24 protein-coding genes are annotated in these 24,903 nt (G+C 71.8%); 15 read left to right on the top strand and 9 right to left on the bottom strand.

Features of this window, described 5'->3' with window-relative positions; all coding sequences use genetic code 11:
* Positions 1–192 precede the first annotated feature (192 nt).
* Positions 193–2,061 carry an acyl-CoA dehydrogenase family protein gene (locus tag AB0I91_RS33020; RefSeq protein WP_499613527.1) on the top strand — a complete coding sequence of 623 codons (1,869 nt, stop codon included), beginning with the start codon at positions 193–195 and terminating at the stop codon, positions 2,059–2,061.
* 37 nt (positions 2,062–2,098) lie between these two features.
* On the top strand, positions 2,099–2,476 hold the full coding sequence (locus AB0I91_RS33015; RefSeq protein WP_499613529.1) for a DUF6292 family protein: 378 nt from the start codon (positions 2,099–2,101) through the stop codon (positions 2,474–2,476).
* Here AB0I91_RS33015 and AB0I91_RS33010 read toward each other — a convergent pair.
* Entirely contained in the window at positions 2,473–2,781 is a 309-nt protein-coding gene (locus AB0I91_RS33010; protein ID WP_498778756.1) for an AzlD domain-containing protein, read from the bottom strand. The genes AB0I91_RS33015 and AB0I91_RS33010 overlap by 4 nt on opposite strands.
* Positions 2,778–3,455 (bottom strand): AzlC family ABC transporter permease, encoded by a 678-nt coding sequence (locus tag AB0I91_RS33005; RefSeq protein ID WP_498778758.1) that lies wholly within the window; start codon positions 3,453–3,455, stop codon positions 2,778–2,780. Before AB0I91_RS33005 ends, AB0I91_RS33010 begins: the two co-directional genes overlap by 4 nt.
* Before the next feature lie 56 nt (positions 3,456–3,511).
* Between AB0I91_RS33005 and AB0I91_RS33000 the strand changes: the two genes are divergently transcribed.
* Both AB0I91_RS33000 and AB0I91_RS32995 read left to right on the top strand, forming a co-directional pair.
* A complete protein-coding gene (locus AB0I91_RS33000) occupies positions 3,512–4,069 on the top strand; it encodes a helix-turn-helix domain-containing protein (protein ID WP_499613531.1) in 558 nt (185 codons plus the stop codon).
* Positions 4,070–4,176: 107 nt separating this feature from the next.
* Positions 4,177–4,386 (top strand): hypothetical protein, encoded by a 210-nt coding sequence (locus AB0I91_RS32995; RefSeq protein ID WP_499640465.1) that lies wholly within the window; start codon positions 4,177–4,179, stop codon positions 4,384–4,386.
* Between the two features lie 177 nt (positions 4,387–4,563).
* Here the strand turns inward: AB0I91_RS32995 and pdxS are convergent, their stop codons facing one another.
* Positions 4,564–5,472 (bottom strand): pyridoxal 5'-phosphate synthase lyase subunit PdxS, encoded by a 909-nt coding sequence (pdxS, locus tag AB0I91_RS32990; RefSeq protein WP_499640463.1) that lies wholly within the window; start codon positions 5,470–5,472, stop codon positions 4,564–4,566.
* A 297-nt stretch (positions 5,473–5,769) separates the two neighbouring features.
* On the opposite strand from pdxS, the gene AB0I91_RS32985 reads away from it, so the two are divergent.
* Positions 5,770–7,824 carry an elongation factor G-like protein EF-G2 gene (locus tag AB0I91_RS32985; RefSeq protein WP_499640461.1) on the top strand — a complete coding sequence of 685 codons (2,055 nt, stop codon included), beginning with the start codon at positions 5,770–5,772 and terminating at the stop codon, positions 7,822–7,824.
* Here AB0I91_RS32985 and AB0I91_RS32980 read toward each other — a convergent pair.
* From AB0I91_RS32980 to AB0I91_RS32970, 3 genes are read right to left on the bottom strand one after another with little or no spacing between them, the layout of a single operon-like run.
* Complete coding sequence (locus AB0I91_RS32980; protein WP_498778768.1) at positions 7,778–8,206, bottom strand: ester cyclase; 429 nt, start codon at positions 8,204–8,206, stop codon at positions 7,778–7,780. The two genes, AB0I91_RS32985 and AB0I91_RS32980, sit on opposite strands and share 47 nt — an antisense overlap.
* On the bottom strand, positions 8,203–9,702 hold the full coding sequence (locus AB0I91_RS32975; protein WP_498778770.1) for a CoA-acylating methylmalonate-semialdehyde dehydrogenase: 1,500 nt from the start codon (positions 9,700–9,702) through the stop codon (positions 8,203–8,205). The genes AB0I91_RS32980 and AB0I91_RS32975 overlap by 4 nt, the downstream gene beginning before the upstream one ends.
* Entirely contained in the window at positions 9,699–10,973 is a 1,275-nt protein-coding gene (locus tag AB0I91_RS32970) for an aspartate aminotransferase family protein (RefSeq protein ID WP_499640459.1), read from the bottom strand. The genes AB0I91_RS32975 and AB0I91_RS32970 overlap by 4 nt, the downstream gene beginning before the upstream one ends.
* Before the next feature lie 106 nt (positions 10,974–11,079).
* Between AB0I91_RS32970 and AB0I91_RS32965 the strand changes: the two genes are divergently transcribed.
* Positions 11,080–12,720: a PucR family transcriptional regulator gene (locus AB0I91_RS32965; protein ID WP_499640457.1), complete on the top strand. Its 1,641-nt coding sequence runs from the start codon at positions 11,080–11,082 to the stop codon at positions 12,718–12,720.
* A gap of 6 nt (positions 12,721–12,726) precedes the next feature.
* On the opposite strand, the gene AB0I91_RS32960 is transcribed toward AB0I91_RS32965, so the two are convergent.
* Positions 12,727–13,179 carry a hypothetical protein gene (locus AB0I91_RS32960; protein ID WP_499640456.1) on the bottom strand — a complete coding sequence of 151 codons (453 nt, stop codon included), beginning with the start codon at positions 13,177–13,179 and terminating at the stop codon, positions 12,727–12,729.
* Between the two features lie 135 nt (positions 13,180–13,314).
* Between AB0I91_RS32960 and AB0I91_RS32955 the strand changes: the two genes are divergently transcribed.
* Together AB0I91_RS32955 and AB0I91_RS32950 are read left to right on the top strand one after the other, a co-directional pair.
* Positions 13,315–14,463 (top strand): hypothetical protein, encoded by a 1,149-nt coding sequence (locus tag AB0I91_RS32955; protein ID WP_499640455.1) that lies wholly within the window; start codon positions 13,315–13,317, stop codon positions 14,461–14,463.
* Positions 14,426–15,367 carry a tetratricopeptide repeat protein gene (locus AB0I91_RS32950; protein WP_499640470.1) on the top strand — a complete coding sequence of 314 codons (942 nt, stop codon included), beginning with the start codon at positions 14,426–14,428 and terminating at the stop codon, positions 15,365–15,367. The genes AB0I91_RS32955 and AB0I91_RS32950 overlap by 38 nt, the downstream gene beginning before the upstream one ends.
* Before the next feature lie 134 nt (positions 15,368–15,501).
* Here the strand turns inward: AB0I91_RS32950 and AB0I91_RS32945 are convergent, their stop codons facing one another.
* Both AB0I91_RS32945 and AB0I91_RS32940 read right to left on the bottom strand, forming a co-directional pair.
* Positions 15,502–16,935: a S1 family peptidase gene (locus AB0I91_RS32945; protein WP_499640453.1), complete on the bottom strand. Its 1,434-nt coding sequence runs from the start codon at positions 16,933–16,935 to the stop codon at positions 15,502–15,504.
* Positions 16,936–17,103: 168 nt separating this feature from the next.
* Complete coding sequence (locus AB0I91_RS32940) at positions 17,104–18,078, bottom strand: LysR family transcriptional regulator (RefSeq protein ID WP_498778781.1); 975 nt, start codon at positions 18,076–18,078, stop codon at positions 17,104–17,106.
* Between the two features lie 232 nt (positions 18,079–18,310).
* Here AB0I91_RS32940 and AB0I91_RS32935 point away from each other — a divergent pair, with 232 nt between their 5' ends.
* From AB0I91_RS32935 to AB0I91_RS32905, 7 genes are all read left to right on the top strand, one after another.
* Positions 18,311–19,813: an NCS1 family nucleobase:cation symporter-1 gene (locus AB0I91_RS32935; RefSeq protein ID WP_499640452.1), complete on the top strand. Its 1,503-nt coding sequence runs from the start codon at positions 18,311–18,313 to the stop codon at positions 19,811–19,813.
* Complete coding sequence (locus tag AB0I91_RS32930) at positions 19,810–20,652, top strand: nitrilase-related carbon-nitrogen hydrolase (protein WP_498778785.1); 843 nt, start codon at positions 19,810–19,812, stop codon at positions 20,650–20,652. Before AB0I91_RS32935 ends, AB0I91_RS32930 begins: the two co-directional genes overlap by 4 nt.
* A complete protein-coding gene (hydA, locus tag AB0I91_RS32925) occupies positions 20,649–22,034 on the top strand; it encodes a dihydropyrimidinase (protein ID WP_499640450.1) in 1,386 nt (461 codons plus the stop codon). The genes AB0I91_RS32930 and hydA overlap by 4 nt, the downstream gene beginning before the upstream one ends.
* Positions 22,035–22,042: 8 nt before the next feature.
* The gene (locus AB0I91_RS32920) at positions 22,043–23,035 is read left to right on the top strand and encodes a TIGR03842 family LLM class F420-dependent oxidoreductase (RefSeq protein ID WP_499613551.1); all 993 of its coding nucleotides are present in this window, start codon (positions 22,043–22,045) and stop codon (positions 23,033–23,035) included.
* Between the two features lie 114 nt (positions 23,036–23,149).
* The gene (locus AB0I91_RS32915; protein ID WP_498778791.1) at positions 23,150–23,575 is read left to right on the top strand and encodes a hypothetical protein; all 426 of its coding nucleotides are present in this window, start codon (positions 23,150–23,152) and stop codon (positions 23,573–23,575) included.
* A 46-nt stretch (positions 23,576–23,621) separates the two neighbouring features.
* On the top strand, positions 23,622–24,140 hold the full coding sequence (locus AB0I91_RS32910) for a DUF4240 domain-containing protein (protein WP_498778792.1): 519 nt from the start codon (positions 23,622–23,624) through the stop codon (positions 24,138–24,140).
* 17 nt (positions 24,141–24,157) lie between these two features.
* Positions 24,158–24,532: a PH domain-containing protein gene (locus tag AB0I91_RS32905; RefSeq protein WP_053714859.1), complete on the top strand. Its 375-nt coding sequence runs from the start codon at positions 24,158–24,160 to the stop codon at positions 24,530–24,532.
* Positions 24,533–24,903: the final 371 nt, after the last annotated feature.

The following is a 24,903-nucleotide window of genomic DNA, read 5'->3' as shown; positions in this document are numbered from 1 at the left end:
CAGCCCATCGTTCCTGTCGGGGTGGAAGGTGCCCCCTTGACACGCGCGGTAGGGCGGAGCCAGGTCGGCGGGATGACACGAAGCCCTTCTGTTGGAGGAAGGGCGTGGCGGTGGACGGTGGGGCGGGTCGGGTGAGAGGTGGGGCGAGGTTGTCGGCGGGCCGGTGGGGTGGAGGTGTGTTAGCAAAGGGGTATGGGGATTGCGGCGGGTGGGGTTGAGGCGTTGCGGGAGTTGCTGGATGGGCGTTGGGGGGTGTTGCGGCGGAGGTCGTTGGAGTTGCTCGGCGGGTTGAAGCCGGCTGGTGAGCTGGGGCGCGAGGAGTACCGGGCCTGGGTGTTGGAGCAGATGCACGTGTTGGCCGGCGGTGGGCACCCGTTGATCGGGTTCCCGGCCGAGTACGGCGGGCAGGACGATGTCGGTGGGTCGGTGGTGGCGTTCGAGGTCCTGGGGTTCGGGGATCTGTCGTTGATGGTGAAGGCCGGTGTGCAGTGGGGGTTGTTCGGTGGTGCGGTGCAGGCGTTGGGGACGGAGGAGCACCACGAGCGGTACTTGCGGGCGATCATGGCGTTGGAGTTGCCCGGTTGCTTCGCGATGACCGAGACGGGGCACGGGTCGGACGTGCAGCACTTGCGCACCACGGCGACGTACGACCCGGACACCGAGGAGTTCGTCGTCGACACGCCGGACCCGTCGGCGCGCAAGGACTACATCGGCAACGCGGCGCGTGACGGGCGGATGGCGGTGGTGTTCGCGCAGTTGGTGACGGGTGGTGTGACGCACGGCGTGCACGCGGTGCTCGTGCCGATCCGGGACGAGCACGGCGCGCCGATGCCGGGCGTGCGGATCGAGGACTGCGGGCCGAAGGCCGGGCTGAACGGCGTGGACAACGGGCGGTTGTGGTTCGAGCGGGTGCGGGTGCCCCGGGAGAACCTGCTCAACCGGTACGGGGACGTCGCGCCGGACGGCACGTACTCCAGCCCGGTCGAGGGTGAGGGCAGGCGGTTCTTCACCATGCTCGGGACGTTGGTCCGGGGGCGGATCAGCGTGGCCGGTGGTGCGGGCAGCGCGACGAAGAAGGCGTTGGCGTTGGCCGTCCGGTACGGCGAGGCGCGGCGGCAGTTCACGCGGCCCGACACGGGTGAGGAAGTCGTGGTGCTCGACTACCTCGCGCACCAGCGGCGGTTGCTGCCCGCGTTGGCGACGTCGTACGCGTTGCACTTCGCGCAGGAGGAGCTGGTGTCGGCGCTGCACGACGTGGCCGACGACCGGCAGCAGCGGGAGTTGGAGTCGCGGGCGGCGGGGTTGAAGGCGGTGGCCACCTGGCACGCCACGGAGACGATCCAGACGTGTCGGGAGGCGTGCGGCGGGGCCGGGTACCTGTCGGAGAACCTGATCGCCGGGTTGAAGGCGGACACCGACGTGTTCACGACGTTCGAGGGCGACAACACGGTGCTGCTGCAGTTGGTCGCGAAGGGGTTGCTGACCAGCTATCGCGATCACGTCGGCGACCTGGACCCGTGGGGCATGGCGCGGTTCGTGGCGGACCAGGCGGTCGGTGTGGTGATCGAGCGGACGGCGGCGCGGGCGATCATCGACCGGTTGGTGTCGGGCAGCTCGGACGCGTTGCTGGACCGGGGGTGGCAGGTGCGGCAGTTCGAGGACCGCGAGAAGCACGTGCTGGAGGGGTTGGCGCGGAGGTTGCGGCGCGCGTCGCGGGACGACGCGTTCGACGTGTTCAACGCCGCGCAGGACCACGTGCTGCACGCCGCGCGCGCCCACGTGGACCGGGTGGTGCTGGAGGCGTTCGTGGCGGCGGTGGACCGGTGCCGCGATCCGGAGGCCACGGCGTTGCTGGACCAGGTGTGCGACCTGTACGCGTTGAGCACGATCGAGGCGGACCGGGCGTGGTTCCTGGAGCACGGCAGGCTCACGCCGCAGCGGGCGAAGGCGGTGTCCCAGGCGGTGAACGAGTTGTGCGGCCGGTTGCGGCCGCACGCGCGCGGCCTGGTGGACGCGTTCGGCATCCCGGAGACGTGGCTCACGGCCCCGATCGCCGGGTGAGCGGCCGGGAGCGCGCGGAGAGGTCCAGAATGAGGACATGGACGACAGTGCGCTGATCAGCCTCGGACTGGCCCGGTACGTGCAAGCGGTGGCCGAGGAGATCGGCGTGCCACCCGAGGGCACCGAGTTCGAGGTCAGTGACACCGCCACCGCGTACCTCGGCCTGGAGGGGCCGGGACCCGACCTGATGCTGCTGTGGAACGAGCAGCGCGGCTGGTCGATCGCGGTGGAGACCGATCCGACCGAGAAGCCGGTGGTCGTGGCGCACCTCGGCCTGCCGCTCGTGCCGCCGCCGGACGAGGTGGCGCAGTTCGTCGACGACGTGCTGGCCGGCCGGACGGGCGGCGCGGAGCCGGACTTCGGCGCGACCCAGGACCGCCACCGGCTCGCCGGGCGGTTGCGCGAATACCTCTAGGACACGCCGACGAAGCGCAGGCCGGCGGTCGTCACGGCGGCCAGCACGACCACGACGACGAACGGCGCTTTGCGCCACGCCGCGACACCGGCGACCAGGACGCCGATCGGCAGGGCGAGGCCCGCGAAGCCCTGGCCCTTGGTGAGCGTGGCCGTGGCGACCAGGGCGAACAGCAGCACGGTGGCCGAGGTGGACATCAGCAGCTTGACCCGGTCGGACAGCGTGAGGCGGTCGCGCAGCAGCGGCCCGGCCAGGCGGAACGCGTAGGTGCCCACGGCGAGCACGAGGACCGCGGTCAGCGTCACGGCTTGACCTCCTGTCGTGCGGTGATCAGCAGGCCGCCCAGGGCGAACAGCACCGGCACGCCGGCGGGCAGGAACGGCGTGGTGGCCAGGGCGATGGCAGCGCCGAGCAGAGCGGCGTGCCGGGTGGCCTTGTCCTTGAGCGCGGGCAGCAGGAGCGCGAGCAGGGCGGCGGGGAACGCGGCGTCCAGCCCGAACGCGGCCGGGTCGCCGATGTTCCGGCCGACCAGCGCGCCCGCGACCACGGCGACGTTCCAGGCGATGAACAGCGCGACGCCGCACGACCAGTAGGCGGCCTTGGCCTTGCGCGGGTCGCTCTGGGCCAGTGCGAACGCGGTCGTCTCGTCGATCAGCAGGTGGCTGCCGACGAGCCGTGGCAGCAGGCCCTTGCCCAGCACGTCGCCGACCGCCAGACCGAACGGCAGGTGGCGGATGTTGAGCAGGAGGCCCGCGAGCACGGCGGCGGCCGGGCTGCCACCGGCGGCGACCACCCCGACCGCCATGAACTGCGAGCCGCCCGCGAAGACGAGCAGCGACATCACCACGGGCAGCCACCAGGGCAGGCCCGCGCCGGTGGAGATCGCGCCGAACGAGGCGCCGCTGACCGCGGCGCCGGCGGCTACCGCGGCGACGTCACGCAGCAGCTCGGCATCAAGGGTTCGCCATGTCGAACGCATCGTCTTTTACGATGAACAGTGACAAGGCGTTCGTCAAGCCGAACGATTGGACTGTCATGTCGAACACAGGGGCTCCGCTCGACGTCATCGCCGCCTCGCTGCGCCGTGAGCGCGAGCGCGTCGGGCTGTCGTTGAGCGAGCTGGCCAAGCGGGCGGGCATCGCGAAGTCCACGTTGTCCCAGCTGGAGTCGGCGAGCGGGAATCCCAGCGTGGAGACCCTGTGGGCGCTCGGCGTCGCGCTCGGCGTGCCGTTCTCGCGCCTGGTCGACCCGCCGACGCCGCGCATCCGGGTGATCCGCGCGGGCGAGGGTCCGGCGATCTACTCGGAACGCGCCCACTACACCGCGACCCTGCTGGCGTCGTGCCCACCGGGCGCCCGGCGTGACATCTACATGCTCCAACTGGAACCGGGCCCGGCCCGCGAGTCCGAGCCGCACATGCCGGGAACCGTGGAACACGTGATCGTCAGCACCGGCCGCATGCTCGCCGGCCCGCGGGAGGAGCCGGTCGAACTGGGTCCCGGCGACTACCTGCTGTACCCCGGCGACGTCCCGCACACGGCCCAAGCACTCGAAAGGGGCACGACCGCCCTCCTGGTCTCGGAGCACGTCTAGAACGCACGTTCGAGCGATCAGGCCGGGCGGTCGACCAGCCGATAGACCTCGCATGACACCACGGGAGGTGCACGCGAATGTCGATGCCCAGGACTAACCTGGATCACGTGTCCGACAACCACGCCTTCGGCCTACGCGCGCAGGTCGCGCACCGCCAGGCCGAGTTCACCGGGGGCCCCACCATGTCGGACGTCATGGCGGACCTCGACCTGTTCCGCGGCGAGCCCACGAACGCCGTCGCCGTCCTGGCCGCTTGCCGGGCCGAGCAGGACGCCCACCACGACGAACTGTTCAAGCACCTGTGGCGACGATCGTGATCGACGCCTCGGCCCTGATCGAAGCACTGATCGGCGCCGAGCCCGTCCAACCGCTCCGCCACCGCGTCCTGACCAGCGAACTCGCCGCCCCCGAACTGATCACCGGAGAGGTGCTCAATCTCCTGACGCAGAAGCGGCCCGCCGGGAAGTCCGGCGGGCCGCTCGTCACGTCCTGGATTACCAGCCGCGTTCGGCCAGGCGGTGGGGTTCCGGGATGTCGTCCACGTTGATGCCGACCATCGCCTCGCCGAGGCCGCGCGAGACCTTCGCGATCACGTCCGGGTCGTCGTGGAACGTCGTCGCCTTCACGATCGCCTCCGCGCGCTGCGCCGGGTTGCCGGACTTGAAGATGCCCGAACCGACGAACACGCCCTCCGCGCCGAGCTGCATCATCATCGCCGCGTCGGCCGGCGTGGCGATGCCGCCCGCGGTGAACAGGACGACCGGCAGCTTGCCCGCCTCGGCGACCTCGCGGACCAGCTCGTACGGTGCCTGGAGCTCCTTCGCCGCGACGTACAGCTCGTCCGCGGGCAGGTTCTGCAACCGCAGGATCTCCGCGCGGATCTTGCGCATGTGCGTGGTGGCGTTGGAGACGTCACCGGTGCCGGCCTCGCCCTTGGAGCGGATCATCGCCGCACCCTCGGTGATGCGGCGCAACGCCTCGCCCAGGTTCGTCGCACCGCACACGAACGGCACGGTGAACTGCCACTTGTCGATGTGGTTGGCGTAGTCGGCCGGGGTCAGCACCTCGGACTCGTCGATGTAGTCCACGCCGAGGGACTGCAGCACCTGCGCCTCGACGAAGTGACCGATGCGGGCCTTGGCCATGACCGGGATCGACACCGCGGCGATGATGCCGTCGATCATGTCCGGGTCGCTCATCCGGGACACGCCGCCCTGCGCGCGGATGTCGGCGGGCACCCGCTCCAACGCCATGACGGCGACGGCGCCGGCGTCCTCGGCGATCTTGGCCTGCTCGGCGTTGACCACGTCCATGATCACGCCGCCCTTGAGCATCTCCGCCATGCCCCGCTTGACGCGGGAAGTGCCGGTGACCTGGGTGCCGGCGTCGGGTGAAGTGGTCACGACCAGCCTTTCTCGAAGTAGGGGGCGAACACCACCATGGTACGGCCGACGTGGACCGCCGAAGCATGCCAATCAGGCACGTTCTCGGCAGGCCACTTCCACTTCCTTCGCAGGTAGTGGTGCACGCCACCCGCCGGCTTGGCGGCGGGCCGGTCGACGACGCGGCGACGTGCGGCTGAGGTGGGCGCGGCCTCCGTCCGGATTCCTCCTGCCGGGTTGGGTGTGGCCGCTTGGGGTTGTCCCCCGCGCCCCACGGGTGTGAGATCGAACACTAAATACTTGTGGAGGGTGGTCCCAATGGGCAGCAAACACTCCGACAACGGCCACTCGGCAGGCGCGGTCGCTGTGGACGACCCGGCCAAGGTCCGCAACGTCGTGCTGGTCGGCCCGTCCGGTTCCGGCAAGACGACGCTCGCCGAGGCCCTGCTCGCCAGCACCGGCGTGCTGACCCGACCAGGATCGGTCACCGAGGGCAACACGGTGTGCGACCACGACCCCGCCGCGGTGCGCCAGCAGCGGTCGGTCGGTCTCGCGGTCGCCCCGGTCCAGCACGGCGACATCAAGATCAACCTCATCGACACGCCCGGCTACGCGGACTTCGTCGGCGAGTTGCGCGCCGGCCTGCGCGCGGCCGACGCGGCGCTGTTCGTGGTCAGCGCGGCGGAAGGCGTCGACCCGGCCACGGTCGCGCTCTGGGAGGAGTGCGCGATGGTCGGCATGCCGCGGGCGGTCGTGGTCGCCCGCACCGACCACCAGCGCGCCGACGTGCCGGGCGAGATCGCCGCGTGCCAGGCGGCGTTCGGCGCGGGCGTCGTGCCGCTGTACCTGCCCGACGGCGACGGGCTGGTCAACCTGCTCACCACCGACGACCCCCGCTTCGAGGAGGAGCGCAACGCGCTCATCGAGGGGATCATCGCGGAGAGCGAGGACGAGACCCTGATGGACCGCTACCTCGGCGGCGAGGAGATCGACCAGGCGACGCTCGTCGCGGACCTGGAGACGGCGGTCGCGCGCGGCTCGTTCCACCCCGTGATGCCGGTGTGCGCGTTGACCGGTCTCGGCCTGCCGGAGGTGCTCGACGGCATCGCCCGCGCGTTCCCCTCTCCCCTGGAGCACCCGCTGCCCCAGGTCACCGGCGTGGACGGCATCCCGCAGCCGCGCCTGGCCGCCGACCCGAACGGCCCGCTGGTGGCCGAGGTCGTGCGCACGGCGGTCGACTCGTACGTGGGCCGGGTGTCGCTGGTGCGCGTGTTCTCCGGAACGCTGCGCCCCGAACGCCCGGTGCACGTGTCGGGTCACGGCATGGCCGACCGCGGTCACGAGGACCACGACGTGGACGAACGCGTGGCGCACGTCTACTCGCCGCTGGGCGCGAACCTGCGCGAGGTGCCGTACTGCGTGGCGGGCGACCTGTGCGCGTTGACCAAGCTCGGCTCCGCCGAGACCGGCGACACGGTGTCGGCTCCGGAGAAGCCGCTGCTGGTGGCGCCGTGGGAGATGCCGGAACCGCTGCTGCCGGTGGCCGTCGTCCCGCGCAGCCGCAGCGACGAGGACAACCTGGCGCGCAACCTGGGCAAGCTGGTCGCGGGCGACCCCACGCTGCGGCTGGAGCGCAACGCCGAGACCCACCAGCTGGTGCTGTGGTGCATGGGCGAGGCGCACGCGGACGTCGTGCTGGCGCGGTTGCGCGCAGGCGGCGCGGAGGTCGACACCGAGCCGGTGCGGGTGGCGTTGCGGGAGACGTTCGCGAGCCAGGCCAAGGGCCACGGGCGGCACGTGAAGCAGTCCGGTGGGCACGGCCAGTACGCGGTGTGCGACATCGTGGTCGACCCCCTGCCGCGCGGGTCCGGCTTCGAGTTCGTGGACAAGATCGTCGGCGGCGCGGTGCCCAACCAGTTCATCCCGAGCGTCGAGAAGGGCGTGCGGGCCCAGCTCGAACGCGGCCTGTCGGGCGGCCACCCCGTGGTGGACGTCCGCGTCACGCTGGTGGACGGCAAGGCGCACTCGGTCGACTCGTCGGACGCCGCGTTCCAGACCGCCGGCGCGCTGGCGTTGAAGGAGGCCGCCGCGAACGGCAAGACGTGCCTGCTCGAACCCGTCGACGAGGTGACCGTGCGACTGCCCGACGACCACCTCGGCACCGTGCTGGGAGACCTGTCGAGCCGACGCGGCCGGGTGCTCGGCACGGAGGCGGAGAGCCCGGGGTACACGGTGATCCGCGCCGAGGTGCCCGCCACCGAGCTGCTCCGGTACGCGGTGGAACTGCGCTCGCTGACCTCGGGCACCGGCACCTACACCCGCCGGTTCAGCCGGTACGACCCGCTCCCCCAGGCGTTGGCGGCGCAGAGGTGAGCTGGGCGCGCAACGCGTCGAGGTCGCCCAGCACCCAGGCGTCCGCCAGCAACCCGCCGCGCGCGGTGAAGAAGGCGGCGCCGCTGTAGTCGACGAGCGCGCCGGTCCCGGGCACGCCGAGCAGCACCCCGCGGTGGTGCCCGGTGTAGCGCAGGCGTGCCGCGGCGGCGTCGCCCTCGACCACGAGCGCGGTGACCTCGTTGTGGAAGTCCGGCACGGCGGCGCGCACCCGGTCGCGGTACGCCCGCCAGCCGGACCGCCCGCGCACGGTGTCGCCGAGCGAGCCCCGGAACGTGAAGTCCGGGGCCAGCAGCCCGTCGACCACCGAGTCGTCCCAGCGGTTCCACGCGTCGGCGTAGAACCGCTCCACCAGCGCCCTCACGTGTTCTGGGGGAAGCCGAGGTTCACCCCGCCGTGCGACGGGTCGAGCCACCGGCCGGTGACGACCTTGGTGCGGGTGAAGAAGTGCACGCCCTCGGGCCCGTACGCGTGCGAGTCGCCGAACAGCGAGTCCTTCCACCCGCCGAACGAGTAGTACGCGACCGGCACCGGGATGGGCACGTTCACGCCCACCATGCCGACCTCGACCTCGTTCTGGAACCGCCGCGCCGCGCCGCCGTCGTTGGTGAAGATCGCCGTGCCGTTGCCGTACGGGTTGGCGTTGACCACGTCCAGCGCGTCGTCGTACGTCGCCACCCGCAGCACCGACAGCACCGGCCCGAAGATCTCGTCCCGGTAGAGCGCCGTGTCCGTGCCGACGTGGTCGAACAGCGTCGGCCCGAGCCAGAACCCCTCGGCGGCGCCGTCGATCGCGTGCTGCCGGCCGTCCACCACCAACGACGCCCCTTCGGCCTGTCCGTTGTCTACATAGGACAGCACGCGATCGCGGTGCGCGCCCGTGACCAGCGGTCCCATCTCGCAGCCGGGCCGGCGGCCGTCGCCGACGTGCAGCTTCTCCATCCGGTCCACGACCTTGGCCACCAGCTCGTCGCCGACCGGGTCCACCGCGACCACGACCGAGATCGCCATGCACCGCTCGCCCGCCGAGCCGAAGCCCGCCGACACCGCCGCGTCCGCTGCCAGGTCCAGGTCCGCGTCCGGCAGCACGACCATGTGGTTCTTCGCGCCGCCCAGCGCCTGCACGCGCTTGCCGTGCCGCGTGCCGGTCTCGTAGACGTAGCGCGCGATCGGTGTCGACCCCACGAACGACACCGCCTTCACGTCCGGGTGCTCCAGGAGCCGGTCCACGGCGACCTTGTCACCGTGCACGACGTTCAGCACGCCGTCGGGCAATCCGGCCTCGGCGAACAGCTCCGCGATGAAGTTCGCCGCCGAGGGGTCCTTCTCCGACGGCTTGAGCACCACGGCGTTGCCGCACGCGATGGCGTTGGGCACGAACCACAGCGGCACCATGGCCGGGAAGTTGAACGGCGAGATCACGCCGACCACGCCCAGCGGCTGCTGGATCGAGTACACGTCGACCCGGGTGGACGCGTTCTCGCTGAACCCGCCCTTGAGCAGGTGCGGGATGCCGCACGCGAACTCCACGGCCTCCAGCGCGCGCTGCACCTCCCCCGCCGCGTCGGACAGCACCTTGCCGTGCTCGGCGGTGACGATCGCGGCCAGCTCGCCCTTGCGCGCGTTCAGCAGCTCGCGGAACGCGAACATCACGTTCGACCGCTGCGTCAGCGACGCGCTGCGCCACAAACCGAACGCCTCGCGCGCCGCAGCCACCGCCGCGTCCACGGTGGACTCGTCGGCGAAGTCGACCCGGCTCGCCACCTGCCCGGTCGCGGGGTCGAACACGTCACCGGAGCGCGCGCTCTCGCCGTTCCAAGGCTTGCCGCCGATCCAGTGCGAGACCCTGCTCGTGTTCACAGCACGTCCTCCAGGATGCCGAGCGCTTCCTCGACCTCGTCCTCGGTCAAGCTCATCGGCGGCGCGAGGCGGATGACGTTGCCGTACAGGCCGCCCTTGCCCACCAGCAGGCCGCGTTCCCGCGTGCCCTCCAGCACGGCGACCGCCCGCGCCGCGTCCGGCGCGCCGTCCGGGCCCACCAGCTCGATGCCGATCATCAAACCCTTGCCGCGCACGTCGCCGACCGAGGGCCGGTCCGCCGCGATGTCGCGCAACCCGTCGATCAGCCGTTCGCCGAGCTTGGCGGCGTTGGCCTGCAGGTCGTGGTCGAGCAGGTAGTTCAGCGTGGCCAGGGCCCCCGTCGTGGCGATCGGGTTGCCGCCGAACGTGGACAGCGAGTTGGCCGTCAGGCAGTCCATCAGGTCGCCGCGCGCGACCACGCCGCCGATCGCGAGGCCGTTGCCGAGGCCCTTGGCGAACGTCATCGCGTCGGGCGTCACGCCGTGCGACCGGATGCCCCAGAAGTGCTCCCCGGTGCGGCCCCAACCGGTCTGCACCTCGTCGGAGACGAAGAGGATGCCGTACTCGTCCAGCACCTCCTTGAACGCGCCGAACAACCCGTCCGGCGGCGAGGAGAACCCGCCGACGCCCTGGATCGGCTCGGCGATCATGCACGCCACGTCGCCCGCGGTGGTCGTCTCGATCACCTCGCGCAGGTCCGCGACGCACGCCTTGACGTAGTCGGCGTCGGAGAGGTCCTTGAACGGGCTGCGGAACCGGTAGCCGCCGTGCACCCAGCTGACCTTCACCGGGCTGAGCGAGGACGCCGACCAGCCCCGGTTGCCGGTGATCGCGACCGTGGCGAACGCGCGGCCGTGGTAGGAGTTGCGCAGCGCGAGGACCTGGTCGCTGCGGCGGAACTGGGTGGCCAGCATGAGCGCCGTCTCGTTGGCCTCGGTGCCGGAGTTGGTGAAGAACACCTTGGCGTCCGGGATGCCGGACAGCTCGGCGATCTTCTCGGCCAGCTCGACCTGCGAGCGGATCAGGTAGAGCGTGGAGCTGTGCAGCACGCCGGTCGCGAGCTGGGACCGGATCGCGTCGGAGATCTCGGCGACGTCGTAGCCGACCGCGTTGGTCAGGATGCCGGCGAAGAAGTCCAGGTAGGTGCGCCCTTCGCGGTCGGTGACGCGGCGTCCGCTCGCGCTCGCCAGCTCGATCGGGCGCTTGTAGTAGAGGGCCATCCAGTCGGGCATCACCGCGCGGTGCCGGGCGAGCAGCTCCTCGTGTCCCATCGCGTCCTCCGGTCGTAGGTCCCTCCCGTGGAGTGTGGTCGGCGGCGCGGAGGGCCGCCATGGACAACCTGTACCGCTTTCCGGCCCGGCGGATTACGTTGTGTCCATGTACCCCACGGTTGCCGAAGCGCTGGCCCTGCCCGTGGTCCGGCGCGGCGAGCCCGCCGTGGTCGCGGGCGCGGCCGGGATGGGCCGCCGGGTGCGGTGGGTGCACGTCGCCGAGGTGGCCGACATCGCGCACCTGCTGCGCGGCGGCGAGCTGGTGCTGACCACCGGCATCGCGTTGCCCGACGACCCGGACGGGCTGCGCCGCTACGTCGCCGACCTCGCGTCGGTCGGCGCGTCCGGGCTGGTCGTCGAGCTGGTGCGGCGGTGGAGCGACGAGGTGCCGGGCGCGCTGGTCGCCGCCGCCGAGCAGCACGAGCTGCCGCTGGTCACGTTGGCGCGGGAGACCCGGTTCGTGTCGGTGACCGAGGCCGTGGTGTCGCTGATCGTGGACGCGCAGCTGACCGAGCTGCGGGCGGCCGAGCAGGTGCACGAGGCGTTCACCGCGTTGACCGTGGCAGGCGCCGAGCCCGCCGAGGTGCTGCGGGAGGTGGCCCGGACGGCCGGGCTGCCGGTGGTGCTGGAGACGTTGGGGCACGAGGTGCTGGCCTACGACGCGGCCGGTCAGGACCCGACCGCGCTGCTGGCCGACTGGGGCCAGCGCTCACGCGCGGTGGCCGTGTCCGAGCGGACCGCCTACCACGAGCAGGCCGGGTGGTTGGTGACGGTGGTCGGCGCACGTGGCGCGGACTGGGGCCGGCTGGTGCTGCTGACGCCCGAGCAGCCGCCGCACCGGCACGTCGTGGTGGCCGAACGGGCCGCGTCGGCGTTGGCCGTGCACCGGCTGGTGGCGCGGGACCGGGAGTCGTTGGAACGGCAGACGCACCGGACGCTGCTCACGCAGCTGCTCGGGCAGCCGCCGCACGACCTGCCGACGCGGGCGGCGGCGCTCGGCGTGCCGCTGGAACGGCGGCAGCTCGTCGGCGTGGCGATCCGGCCGGGGACGGCGAGCGCGCCCGCGCAGGCGTTGGCGTCGCAGGAGGTGCTGCGGGACCTGGCCGAGGCGACGGCGTTGGCGGCGCGGCGGGTGACCGTGCCCGCGCTGGTCGGCGTCGTGGACGACACGAGCGTGCGGGCGTTGCTGTCGTTGCCGCCGCAGGCGGGGTTGGACGGCGTGCTGCGGCGGTTGGCGCGGGAGGTGCACCGGCGGGCGGCGGCGACGCAGCACGCGTTGCCGGTGGTGGTGGCCGTCGGCACGACCGTGACCGCGGTGCCGGACGTGCGGCGGTCGTTGGGCGAGGCGGCGCACGTGGCGGGTGCGGCGCTGCGGTCGCCGGGGACCAGGCTCTACCACCGGCTGGACGACGTGCGGCTGCGCGGGTTGCTGCACCTGCTGCGGGAGGACGAGCGGGTGGTCGCGTTCGCGGACCGTGAGCTGGGGACGCTGCTGTCGCGCGACGCCAACCAGGGCACCCGGTTGGTGGAGCTGCTGCGGTGCTTCTGCGAGCACGGCGGCAACAAGTCCGCCGCGGCGGCGGCCGCGCACCTGTCGCGCACGGCGTACTACCAGCAGCTGAGCCGGATCGAGCAGGTGCTCGGGGTGTCCCTGGAGGACCCGGAGTCCGTGCTCTCGCTGTACGTGGCGCTGTTGGTGCAGGAGATGGGCGAGCGGGATCCTCAGCTACCCCGCCCGCCCACCTGAAGCGACTCAGCCCAGCGGGACCGGCAGCTTGCCGAGCTCGCCGGCCAGGTCGGGCGTCTCGGCCGGGCCGGAGATCGCCGGCTTCAAGGGCAGTTCCGGCAGTTCGGGCAGGGCGCGGGCCTGCGGCGCGAGGACGTCGCCCACGAACGGCAGCCCGGGCGCCTCGGGTGCCTTCAGCGCGGCCGGTGCGGCCACCTTGGGCGCCGTGACGTCCGACGTGCCGCCGGGCAGCGGCACGGGCAGCTTCACGGCCTGACCGCTGAGCAGGTCGGTGACGGGCCTGGTCGCGTCGAGGCCGATCTCGGGGGCGTTGCCGATCTTGCCGATCGTGCCGTCGACGATCTCGGTGGGCCCCTCCGCCGCGGAGGCGGCGGAGGCGGCGGAGGCGAGGAGCGGGGACGTACCAACGGCGAGCAGGGCGGCGGCACGCAGGAGTCCGCGCGTGCGGTATCCGGACACGGTTTTCCTAACCTGGTTGGGGACCTGCAAGTTGACCTACTCCGCATCGACCGGAACCACCCCCACCCTTGACCGCTCGATCAGGTGACTGACGCTCCGTGTCCACACCCCACCCGATCGAGGCACACTGGCTGCGTGGACGAGTTACACAACGGGGTGGTCGGACCGGTGCACGGTCCGGTCCTGCAAGCCGGCGCCATCCACGGCGGCGTGCACGTCCACCCCGCACCACCCGCCCCTATCAACCAACTGCCGCCGGCCGTGCCGCACTTCGTCGGACGTGCGGACGCCCTCGACTTCCTGTCCGCGCAGGTCGATCGCCAGTCCACCCTGCTGATCACGTCGATCGGCGGCACCGCCGGCATCGGGAAGACGACGTTGGCGGTGCACTGGGCGCACCGGGAACGCGACCGGTTCCCCGATGGTCAGCTGTACGTGGACCTGCGGGGCTTCGACCCGCGCGGCCCGATCGACCCGGCCACCGCGGTGCGCGGCTTCCTCGACGCGTTCCAGGTGCCCGAAGAGCGCATCCCGGTGGACCTGGCGGCGCAGGTCGCGCTCTACCGGAGCCACGTCGAGGGCAGGCGCATGCTGATCCTGCTCGACAACGCGCGCGACCCCGACCAGGTCCGGCCGCTCCTGCCGGGCAGCCCCACCTGCGTCGTGCTGGTGACCAGTCGCAATCGCCTCGCCGGTCTGGTGGCACGTGAGCAGGCCAAGCCGCTGGTGCTCGACTTCCTGTCCGGGGTGGAGGCCCGTGAGCTGCTCTCGACCTACCTGGGCGCGGACCGGGCGCGGGCGGAACGCCGGGCGGTCGACGAGCTGGTCGAGCGCTGCGCGCGGCTGCCGATCGCGTTGGCCATCGCGGGCAGCCGGGCGACGACCGAGCCGCACCTGGGCGTCGGCGAGTTGGTGACCGAGATCGCCGAGTTGTCCACCGGGGACGGTTTGGACATCCGGGCGGTCTTCGACTGGTCCTACCGCACGTTGTCCGAGGACGCGGCGAGGTTGTTCCGCCTCTTGGGCCTGCACCCCGGCGCGGACGTCGGGGTGCCCGCGGCGGCGAGCCTGGTGGGCCTGCCCGCGCCGCGGACGCGACGCCTGCTGGGCGAGCTGACCGGTGCGGCCCTGCTGGAGGTGCGCTCAGCCGGCCCGGTACCGCCACCACGACCTGCTGCGCGAGTACGCCGCGGAGCGGGCGGCGGAAGAGGAGACGACGGAGGAGACGCACGCGGCGGTGACCCGGATGCTCGACTGCTACCTGCACGCCGGTTTCGCCGGTGAACGGCAGCTCTACCCCCACCGCGACCCCATCCCCCTCGAACCCGCCCGGCCCGGCGTCGTCCTGCCCGAGGTGCCGGACCTCGGCTCGGCGTGGGACTGGTTCACCGCCGAGCACGGCAACCTCCTGGCGGCGGTGGACCTCGCCGTCCGCGAGGGCTTCACCGGTCACACGTGGCGGCTGCCGTGGGCCTTGTCGTCGTACTTCGGGCGCAGCGGCAGGTGGCGCGACTGGGAGGCCACCCAGCTCGACGCGTTGGCGGCGGCCCGCGCCTTGGGCGACCGCGGGATCGAGGCGCTGGTGCTGTGCGTGCTCGGCCGGGTGTACACGCTCAGCGGGCGGTACCTGGAGGCGGTCGAGGTCCTGAACCGGGCGTTGGCGATCCCCGCCGGGGACACCAGTCGAGCACATGCCCACGAGGCGATCAGCCTGGCGCACGAGCGCCGCGGCGCGGTCGAGGACGCGCACTCCCACGCCCAGCGGGCGGTCGCCATCGCCGATGCCACCGGTCACCGCGCGCGCCGGGTCAACGCCCGCATCCAGCTCGGCCGCGCGCTCGTCGGCGTGGGCGACCTCGACGAAGCGCGCGACCGCTTCCACCAGGTGATCGACATGATGGCCGGCTCCGGCGACCGGATCAGCTACGCGGACGCCACCGAAGGGCTGGGGCGCATCCACCACCGCATCGGCGACTTCGAGGGTGCCGTGGCGCGGTTCGAGGAGGCTCTCGAGTGCCACCGCGACTTCGGTGACCGCTGGTCGCGGGCGTACACGCTGTGCCGTCTCGGCGACTCGCACGCCGCGCTCGGGCGGCACGACGACGCCCGTCGCGCCTGGCGGGAGTCGTGGGAGCTGTTCACCGGGATCGGCCACCCCGAGGCCGATGCGGTGCGCGGGCGGTGGTGAGAGCCCCGCGGGTCCGGGGTCGGGGTACCGGAACCGCGGGGCCGCCCGCCCCCGTTGGCGGATCGTGGCCGCGCGGGACCGTGTCGGGGAGACGTAAGGGCGACACGGTCCCGCGGCGGCTTCTTCCCCCCGGGCTAGGGGTTCGTGACCCCGAGCGTGTAGCTGCCCGAGCCGCTGTACGCGTGCACGCGGTAGCGGTAGTAGCCGGGTGTGCCGTTGTAGTTGACCGTCTCGCTCGCGGCGGGGCTGTCGCCCTTGGCCACGACCGCCCAGGAACTGCCGTTCCACTTCTCCAGGTAGAGGTCGAAGTCGGCGCCGCCCGGGCCAGCCAGGCAGCCGACGTGCGCCCCCGACACCGTGGACTGGTAGTAGCTGTTGTTCGGCTGGTACGCCTGACCGCCCGCGCCGAGGGAGCCGTTGTAGGTGGTCTCCGAGTTCTGGCAGCCCGTCGGCGGGTCGGGGTCGCCGCCGCCACCGGTGACCAGGGTCAGGCCGTAGACCTGGAGGATCTCGTTGACCGGCTGGAAGTAGGTCGTGCCGCCGGTGCGGCAGTTGCCCGAGCCGCCGGACGTGACGCCCTGAGCCTGCGTGCCGGCCAGCAGCGAGCCGCCCGAGTCACCCGGCTCCGCGCACACCGTGGTCTGGATCAGGCCGGTCACCGTGCCCTGCGGGTAGGTCACCGACGAGTTGCGGGCCTGGATGGTGCCGCAGTGCCAGCCCGTGGTCGACCCGGAGCGGCACACGGTCGAGCCGACCGGCGCGTCCTGCGAGCCCGCGACCGACACCGTGCCGCCGGAGTAGTTGTTGACCAGGCCGCGCGGGGTGTTGCCCGCGGCGACCTGCACCCAGGCGTAGTCGTTGCCGGGGAAGCTCGACCCGCGGAACGTGCCGCTCGGGTTGGACGTCGACGCGCCCGTGGAGCCGCAGTGCCCGGCGGTGACGAACCCGCCGTTCACGGAGAAGCCGACCGAGCAGCGGGTGCCGCTGCCGATGTTGTAGGCGTTGCCGCCGATCACGTCGATCAGCGGGCGCGGGGCCTCGGTGGTGGCGGCGTACCGGACGGCCGACGCCGCGACACCGGACGACGCGACGAACGCCCGTGCGGCGGCGAGGCCGCCGGGGTGCGACTTGACCACGACGGTGTTGGTGGGCAGGTCGACGTACCAGCCGGGCACGGACTTCGGCGCGCGCGCCACGTTCGCGTCCAGTGCGGACTTCACCGCGTCCAGGTCGGCCTCGCTGCGCTGGACGAGCTTCGTCCGCACGCCGCCCTGGTCCACGTCGGACGCGCGGGTCACGCCGACGGTGAGCGTGCCGGACGAGTCGACCCACGCGCCGCCGAACCGGCCGTCCAGCCGCTTGCGCAGGCCGCGCGCGGTGTCGGCGGAGCGCTCGTCGGCGGCCAGCCGGGCGCGCGCCTGGTCGGCGTCCAGGCCGAGGTCGCGCTGGATGGCGGCCAGGACCTCGGCCTCTTGGCCCGCGGGCGCCGCCTGCGCGGCGGCGGGGGTCAGGATCCCCGCCGCGACGAGCGCCGCGGCGAGCGCGATCGGTCTCAACAGTGCTGACATGGGGAATTCTCCTCGAAGGAGGGCAGGGATTCCCCGTGAAAGTAGGTCCGCCGATCCGTTCGCGGTAATACCACTTAGGTCATAAGACGCGGTGATGGCCGCCTTGCCCGAGCACGAAGTCCCGGTCCGATGTCCAGGGCGAGCGCCCCGAACCCGGGCCGGGCGAGGTCAGACCAACGCCTGAGGCGGCACCGCGCCGTACTCCGGGTGCGCCGGCAACCAGCCCGCGTAGCGCGGGTTGCGCTCGGCGGTCTCCCGGTAGGCCTCGGCGGCGTAGCGGAGCACCTGCGGGCCGAACGCGGCGGCCGGCCCTTCCGGGTCCCAGCCGATCAGGTGCCGCCACCGCAGCGGCGCGCCCGCCAGCGGCATCGCGACCAGGCCCGGCGTGCGGCGGAACGTGGGCTGGCACAGCGCGACCGCGTCGCCGGAGGAGGCCAGGTCGATGCAGCTGTTGATGTCGACCTCGTACATGGTGCGCGGGGTGAAGCCGGCCCGGCTGCACGCGGCCACGAAGCAGTCGCCGAAGCAGCCGTCACCCGGCGTCACGGCCCACTGCGTGTCCTTCAGCGCACCCAGCTCCACCTCGCCCAGCACGGTGAACGGGTGGTCCTCGGGCATCAGCACGAACACCGGGTCGACCGCGATCACGTGCCACGTCAGCCCGTGCTCCGACGGCGGCGGCGCGTCCCCGCACACGCCGACCAGCACGTAGTCCAGCCGGCCCGCGGCGACCATGGCGGAGAGCTCCCGCCCGGACCACGACACCTGCGTGGAGACGTGCGCGCCGGGGTGCGCCTCGGTGAGCCGGTGCACCAGCCCGCCGAGCATCGGGCCGTTCACCGCGCCGACCCGGTACCGGTCGCCGGGCGCGGTGTCGTCCAGCAGGCGCGTCGCGTCCTCCTGCAACCGGGAGAACGCGGGCAGCAGCACGCGCGCCCGCTCCAGCACGAGTTCGCCGAGCACGGTCGGCCGGGCGCCCTTGTGGTCGCGCTCGAACAGCTTGCCGCCGAGCAGACCTTCGATCCGGTGCAGTTGGGCCGTGAGGGCGGGTTGCGCCAGGCCTAAGAGGGAGGACGCCTTCGACAGGCTGCCCGCGTCCGCGATCGCGCAGACGACCCGCAGGTGCCGCAGTTCGAGCTTCATCCAACGGACGTTAGGACACCGCTCACCCGCCAGTCGAGGGCCGGCCGGGACCACGCGCACCGGCCCGGACCAGCGGCTTGAGTGGCAATGGACAGAGTGTGCCCTGATCATGGCAAGCGTGGACACTTTGCCACTGCCCACGCGCGCGGGCCGACCGGAGGATGCCGGGATGGAAATCGCGCCGAACCGCCCGCACGAAGGGTGTTTCACGAGCGTAACAGGGAAGTGACCGATGGCCCTTGACTCCGCAACCCAGGTCACAGCCGATCCCGACGGCCGCGTCGAGCTGCGTGATCATTCCGCGATCGCGGACAGCCCGCACTACAACTCCGACCTGGCGCCGGTGCCGCTGGAGCGGCGCACCTGGTCCACCTACAACTTCTTCGCGCTGTGGATGGGCATGGCGCACAACATCCCCAGCTACACGCTGGCCGCGTCGCTGGTGGCGCTGGGGATGGACTGGGTGCAGGCGTTCCTGACCATCACCCTGGGCAACCTGATCGTGCTGGTCCCGATGCTGCTCAACAGCCACGCGGGCACGAAGTACGGCATCCCGTTCCCGGTGTTCGCCCGCGCGTTCTACGGCATCCGCGGCGCGAACCTGGTGGCGTTGCTGCGCGCGTTCATCGCGTGCGCGTGGTTCGGCATCCAGACCTGGGTCGGCGGCAAGGCGCTGCACGTCATCGTGGGCCGGTTGGCGGGCGAGGGGTGGGTGCACGCGCCGGTCGTGCTGGGCCAGGTGTGGACGCTGTGGCTGTGCTTCCTGGCGTTCTGGGTGCTGCAGATGCTGATCATCTGGCGCGGCATGGAGGCGATCCGCCGGTTCGAGAACTGGACCGCGCCGCTGGTCAGCGTGGGTTTCCTGATCCTGCTCGGCTACGTGGCGGTGAAGGCGGGCGGGTTCGGCCCGATCCTGTCGGAGCCGTCCAAGCTCGGCTGGGGCGTCGACTTCTGGAAGGTGTTCTTCCCGTCGCTGATGGCCATGATCGCGTTCTGGTCGACGCTGTCGCTGAACATGCCGGACTTCACCCGGTTCGGCGGCAGCCAGCGCAAGCAGGTGCTCGGCCAGGTCCTCGGCCTGCCGACCACGATGTCGTTCATCGCGATCGTGGCCATCCTGACCACCTCGGGCGCGATGGCGCTGTACGGCGAGGCGATCTGGGACCCGGCGGAGCTGGCGAGCCGGTTCGACAGCACCGCGGTGGTGCTGGTGGCGTTGGTGGCGCTGGTGCTGGCGACGGTCTCGGCGAACCTCGCGGCGAACGTGGTGAGCCCGTCCTACGACTTCTCCAACGCGTTCCCGAAGAAGATCACCTTCGCGGTCGGCGGCCTGATCACCGGCGTGATCGGCATCGCGATCCAGCCGTGGCGGCTGATCTCCGACCCGAGCATCTACATCTTCACCTGGCTCGGCTTCTACGGCGGCCTGCTGGCGTCGGTGGCGGGCGTGTTCGTGGCCGGCTACTGGGTGCTGGCGAAGACGCGGCTGGAGCTGCCGGACCTGTACCTGGCCGGGCGGGGCGCGTACTGGTTCAAGGCGGGCTGGAACTGGCGCGCGGTGGTGGCCACGGCGATCGGCTCGGTGCTGGCGGTCGGCGGCGCGCACGGCGGGCCGTTCCCGGTCGACGGCCTGATCCCGTTCCTCAAACCGCTCTACGACTACAACTGGGTCGTCGGCCTGGTCGGCGGCATGCTCGCCTACCTGGTGCTGGCGCCACGGAGGGAGAACGCGTGAGCAACATCATCCGTGCTGGTCTGGTGCAGCAGAAGTGGACCGGCGACAAGGAGTCGATGATCGCGAACGCGGTCGAGGCGGTGCGCTCCGCCGCGTCGCAGGGCGCGCAGGTGGTGTGCCTGCAGGAATTGTTCTACGGGCCGTACTTCTGCCAGGTGCAGGACGCGGACTACTACTCCTACACCGAGGGCATCCCCGACGGCCCGACCACCGACCTGATGTGCGAGCTGGCGGGGCAGCTCGGCGTCGTGCTCGTCGTGCCGATGTACGAGGAGGAGCAGCCGGGGATCTACTACAACACCGCCGCGGTGATCGACGCGGACGGCACGTACCTCGGCAAGCACCGCAAGAACCACATCCCGCAGGTCAAGGGGTTCTGGGAGAAGTTCTACTTCAAGCCGGGCAACCTCGGCTACCCGGTGTTCGACACCGCGGTGGGCAAGGTCGGCGTCTACATCTGCTACGAGCGGCACTTCCCGGAGGGCTGGCGGGAGCTCGGGCTGAACGGCGCCCGGATCGTGTTCAACCCGTCGGCGACCAGCCGCGGCCTGTCCGAGTACCTGTGGCGGCTGGAGCAGCCCGCGGCGGCCGTGGCCAACGAGTACTACGTCGGCACGATCAACCGCGTCGGCGTGGAACCGCTGGGCGACAACGACTTCTACGGCCAGTCGTACTTCGCCGACCCACGGGGGCAGCTCGTGGGCGAGGCGGCCTCCGACACCGAGGAGGAGGTCGTGGTGCGCGACCTGGACATGGACCTGCTGGCCGAGGTCCGGAACCTGTGGGCGTTCTACCGCGACCGCCGCCCCGACACCTACGAAGGGCTGGTGCGGCCGTGAGCATCCTCATCAAGGGCGGCACGGTGGTGAACGCCACCGGCGCGTTCGAGGCCGACGTGCTGGTGGACGGCGAGAAGATCGCCGCGCTGCTCGCGCCCGGCTTCCCCGCGCGGGCGGACGAGACCGTCGACGCCACGGGCAAGTACGTGATCCCCGGCGGCATCGACGGGCACACCCACATGGAGATGCCGTTCGGCGGCACGTTCTCCGCCGACACGTTCGAGACCGGCACGATCGCGGCGGCGTGGGGCGGCACCACCACGATCATCGACTTCGCCGTGCAGCCCAAGGGCTCCTCGCTGCTGTCCACCCTGGACAAGTGGCACGCCAAGGCGGACGGCCGGTGCGCGGTCGACTACGGGTTCCACATGATCGTCTCCGACGTCACCGACACGTCGTTGAAGGAGATGGAGTCCTGCATCGACGCGGGCGTGAACACGTTCAAGATGTTCATGGCCTACCCCGGCGTCTTCTACGCCACCGACGGCGAGATCCTGCGCGCCATGCAGAAGGCCCGCGAGACCGGCGCGACGATCATGATGCACGCGGAGAACGGCATCGCGATCGACCAGCTGGTCGCGCAAGCGCTCGCGCAGGGCCGCACGGACCCGGTCGAGCACGGCCTGACCAGGCCCGCCGAGCTGGAGGGCGAGGCCACCTCGCGCGCCATCACGCTGGCCAAGGTCACCGGCTCGCCGCTCTACATCGTGCACCTGTCCGCCGCGCAGGCGCTGGACGCGGTGACGAAGGCGCGCGACACCGGGCAGAACGTGTTCGCCGAGACGTGCCCGCAGTACCTGTACCTGTCGCTGGAGGACCTGGCCAAACCGGACTTCGAGGGCTCGAAGTACGTCGCCTCTCCCCCGCTGCGGCCCAAGGAGCACCAGTCGGAGCTGTGGCGCGGCCTGCGCACCAACGACCTGTCGGTGGTGTCGACCGACCACTGCCCGTTCTGCTTCAAGGACCAGAAGGAGCTCGGGCGCGGCGACTTCTCCAAGATCCCCAACGGGATGCCGGGCGTCGAGCACCGGATGGACCTGCTGCACCAGGGCGTGGTCAAGGGCGAGATCAGCCTCGAGCGGTGGGTGGAGATCTGCTCCACCACGCCGGCGCGGATGTTCGGCCTGCACCCCCGCAAGGGTGTCATCGCGCCCGGCGCGGACGCCGACGTCGTGGTGTACGACCCGTCGGCGCAGCAGGTCATCTCCGCCGCCACGCACCACATGAACGTCGACTACTCGGCGTACGAGGGCATGGAGATCACCGGCAAGGTCGACACGGTGCTCTCCCGCGGCCGGGTGGTCGTGGACGCCGGCGGTTTCCACGGCGCGGCCGGGCACGGGAAGTTCCTGTCCCGCGAGCTGAACCAGTACCTGGTGTAGGGGGGCACGTGGACTTCGGGGTGGTGCTCCAGACCGACCCGCCCGCGCGGGACGTGGTGGCCGGGCTCAAGGCCGCCGAGGACAACGGCTTCCGCTACGGCTGGACGTTCGACTCGGTCGTGCTGTGGCAGGAGCCGTTCGTCATCTACTCGCAGGTGCTGGCGGCGACGAAGGAGCTGGTCGTCGGCCCGATGGTGACCAACCCGAGCACGCGGGACTGGTCGGTGACGGCGTCGCTGTTCGCGACGTTGAACGACATGTTCGGCAACCGCACGGTGTGCGGCATCGGGCGCGGCGACTCGGCGCGCCGGGTGATCGGGCAGCGGCCCGCGTCGCTGGCCACGCTCGGCCGGGCCATGACCGTGATCAAGGACCTGGCCGAGGGCCGGGAGGCCGAGCACCACGGCACGCCGGTGCGCATCCCGTGGGTGCGCGACGGCAGGCTGGAGATGTGGATGGCCGCCTACGGGCCGCGCGCGTTGCGGATGGTCGGCGAGCAGGCCGACGGGTTCATCCTCCAGACCGCGGACGTGGACATCGCGCGGTGGACGATCGGGACGGTGCGCGAAGCGGCCGTGGCCGCGGGCCGCGACCCGTCGGCGATCACGATGTGCGTGGCCGCGCCCGCGTACGTCGGGACGGACCTGCCGCACCAGCGCGACCAGCTGCGCTGGTTCGGCGGGATGGTCGGCAACCACGTGGCCGACCTGGTCGCGCGGTACGGCGACTCGGGCGCGGTGCCCGCGGCGTTGACCGACTACATCAAGGACCGCGAGGGCTACGACTACGCCCACCACGGCAAGGCGGGCAACCGGTCGGCGGACTTCGTGCCGGACTCGATCGTGGACCGGTTCTGCCTGCTCGGGCCGGCGTCGGCGCACGTGGACCGGTTGCAGGAGCTGAAGGAGGTCGGCGTGGACAACTTCGCGCTGTACCTGATGCACGACGACAAGGACAAGACGCTCGCGTCCTACGGGGACGGGGTGATCGGCCGGGTGTGACCGCGTCCGGGGCGTGCGGCCTCCCGCGCGCCCCGGGGGCGATCGCCCCGATCCGGGGGTGTTGTGCTGGGATGGTCCGCGTTCTCGGGAAGATCAACGAGGAGGGACCCTTCCATGCGCTTGGCACTGACCGCCGCGGTTCTCGGGCTGTCCGCGGGGGTGTTGTCCGGCTGCGGCGGTGACGACGGCGGGCAGAACGCGTCCCCGGCGACGACCACCACCACCGCGGCCACGTCGGAGGCGGCGGAGGAGCCGGAGGCCGAGGGTCTGACCGGCACGTGGGAGCCGATCAACGACAGCCCGATCGCCACCCTCACCATCACCGGCACGACCGCGCGGACCACCGGTGAGCTGGCCTGCCCCGGCACGATCGCCGACGCCGACTCGGCCAAGCCGGCCCTCACCCTGGACTGCACCACGCCGAACGAGGACCGCAAGCGCGGGACGCTGGAGCTCAAGCCGGACGGCTCGGCGCTCGTCGTCACATGGGAGGGGCCCTCCTGGGGCGGCGCGATCGACAGCTTCGAGCGCGCCGGCTGACCTCGCCGGGACCGGAATTGTCGGACCCCCTCGCTAGCGTCGCCGCATGACTCTCCCCACCGCCGCTGACGAGGCCCGTTTCTGGGCGATGCTGGAAGACGCCTGGGCCGGTCTCGGTCCCGGCCCGAACGAGGTGCGCCGCGCGTTGGCCAAGCGCGACGTGTCCGAGGAGGCCTTCGAGGAGGCCGCCGAGCTGGAAGAGCACCTCGAAGGCGTGCTGCGGGCGTTGGCGCGGGCGTGCGAGGGGCTGTCCGCCGAGGAGCTGACCGCGCTGGACCGGGTCGTCGAGCGCAAGCTGTACGACATCGACCGGGCGGACGTCCAGGCGGTCACCGACGGCTCGGACGACGGCTTCCTGTACGCGCGCGGCTTCGTCTTGGCGCTCGGCCAGGAGTTCTACGAAGCCGTGGCCCGCGATCCCCGGGTGGCGGTGGTGGACGCCGAGTGCGAGGCGTTCTGCTACTTCTTCGCCCACGCGCACGCGGACCGGTTCGGGGACTTCCCCGGTACGGGGTCGGGGATCTCCCGGGAATCGTGCTCGAACCCGGCGGGGTGGCCCCGGTAGCCGGTACCGTCGAAGTCGTGATCGACTTCGAGAAGCAGTCCGTCTTCAAGCTGGCGCCGTGCCGGCCGGAGGACATCGCGTCGCAGGTGTCGCCGATCCTGATCCAGGGCGAGCAGATCGTGTCGAGCTTCAAGACGGTCCGGGACTTCGTGGTGTTCACCAACAAGCGCGTGATCGCGGTGAACGTCCAGGGCATGACCGGCCGCAAGAAGGACTTCACGTCGCTGCCCTACAGCCGGGTGCAGGCGTTCTCGATCGAGACGGCGGGCACGTTCGACATGGACGCCGAGCTCGACCTGTGGTTCAGCGGCCTGGGTCAGGTGCGGCTGGAGTTCAAGGGGCACGCCGACGTGCGGTTGCTCGGGCAGATGATCGCGACGTTCATCCTCTAGCCGCGCCAGGGGTGACGCCGCCGCCAACCGGTCGTGCCCGCCGGCGCCGGCGGCGGACACGCTGCACGCCGGCGGCGGGCACTCCGCACGCTGGTCACGCGGACACGCTGCACGCTGGTGGCGGCGGGCACACCGGTGGCCGGGGTCCGGGCCGGCACGCCCTGCCGGCAGGAGCCCTCAGGCCGCGGCCGATCGGCTCGGCGCCGGTGAGGTCGAGCGTGACCGATGCGGGCACGTGCGCGGCCAGGTCGAGCGTCCCGACGCGGGCAGAGCGCGGCCGGGTCGAGCGTCACCGACGCGGGCACGCGCGCGGCGCGGTCCGGCCTCGCGCGAGGCACGGCGCCGAGGGGTGGTGATCAGCCTGTGCCGCA

This window comes from Actinosynnema sp. NPDC049800 (genome assembly GCF_040656635.1).
Classification (GTDB): domain Bacteria; phylum Actinomycetota; class Actinomycetes; order Mycobacteriales; family Pseudonocardiaceae; genus Actinosynnema.
Note: the sequence above shows the minus strand (reverse complement) of the source record. Positions and strands in the feature narration are given on the sequence as shown.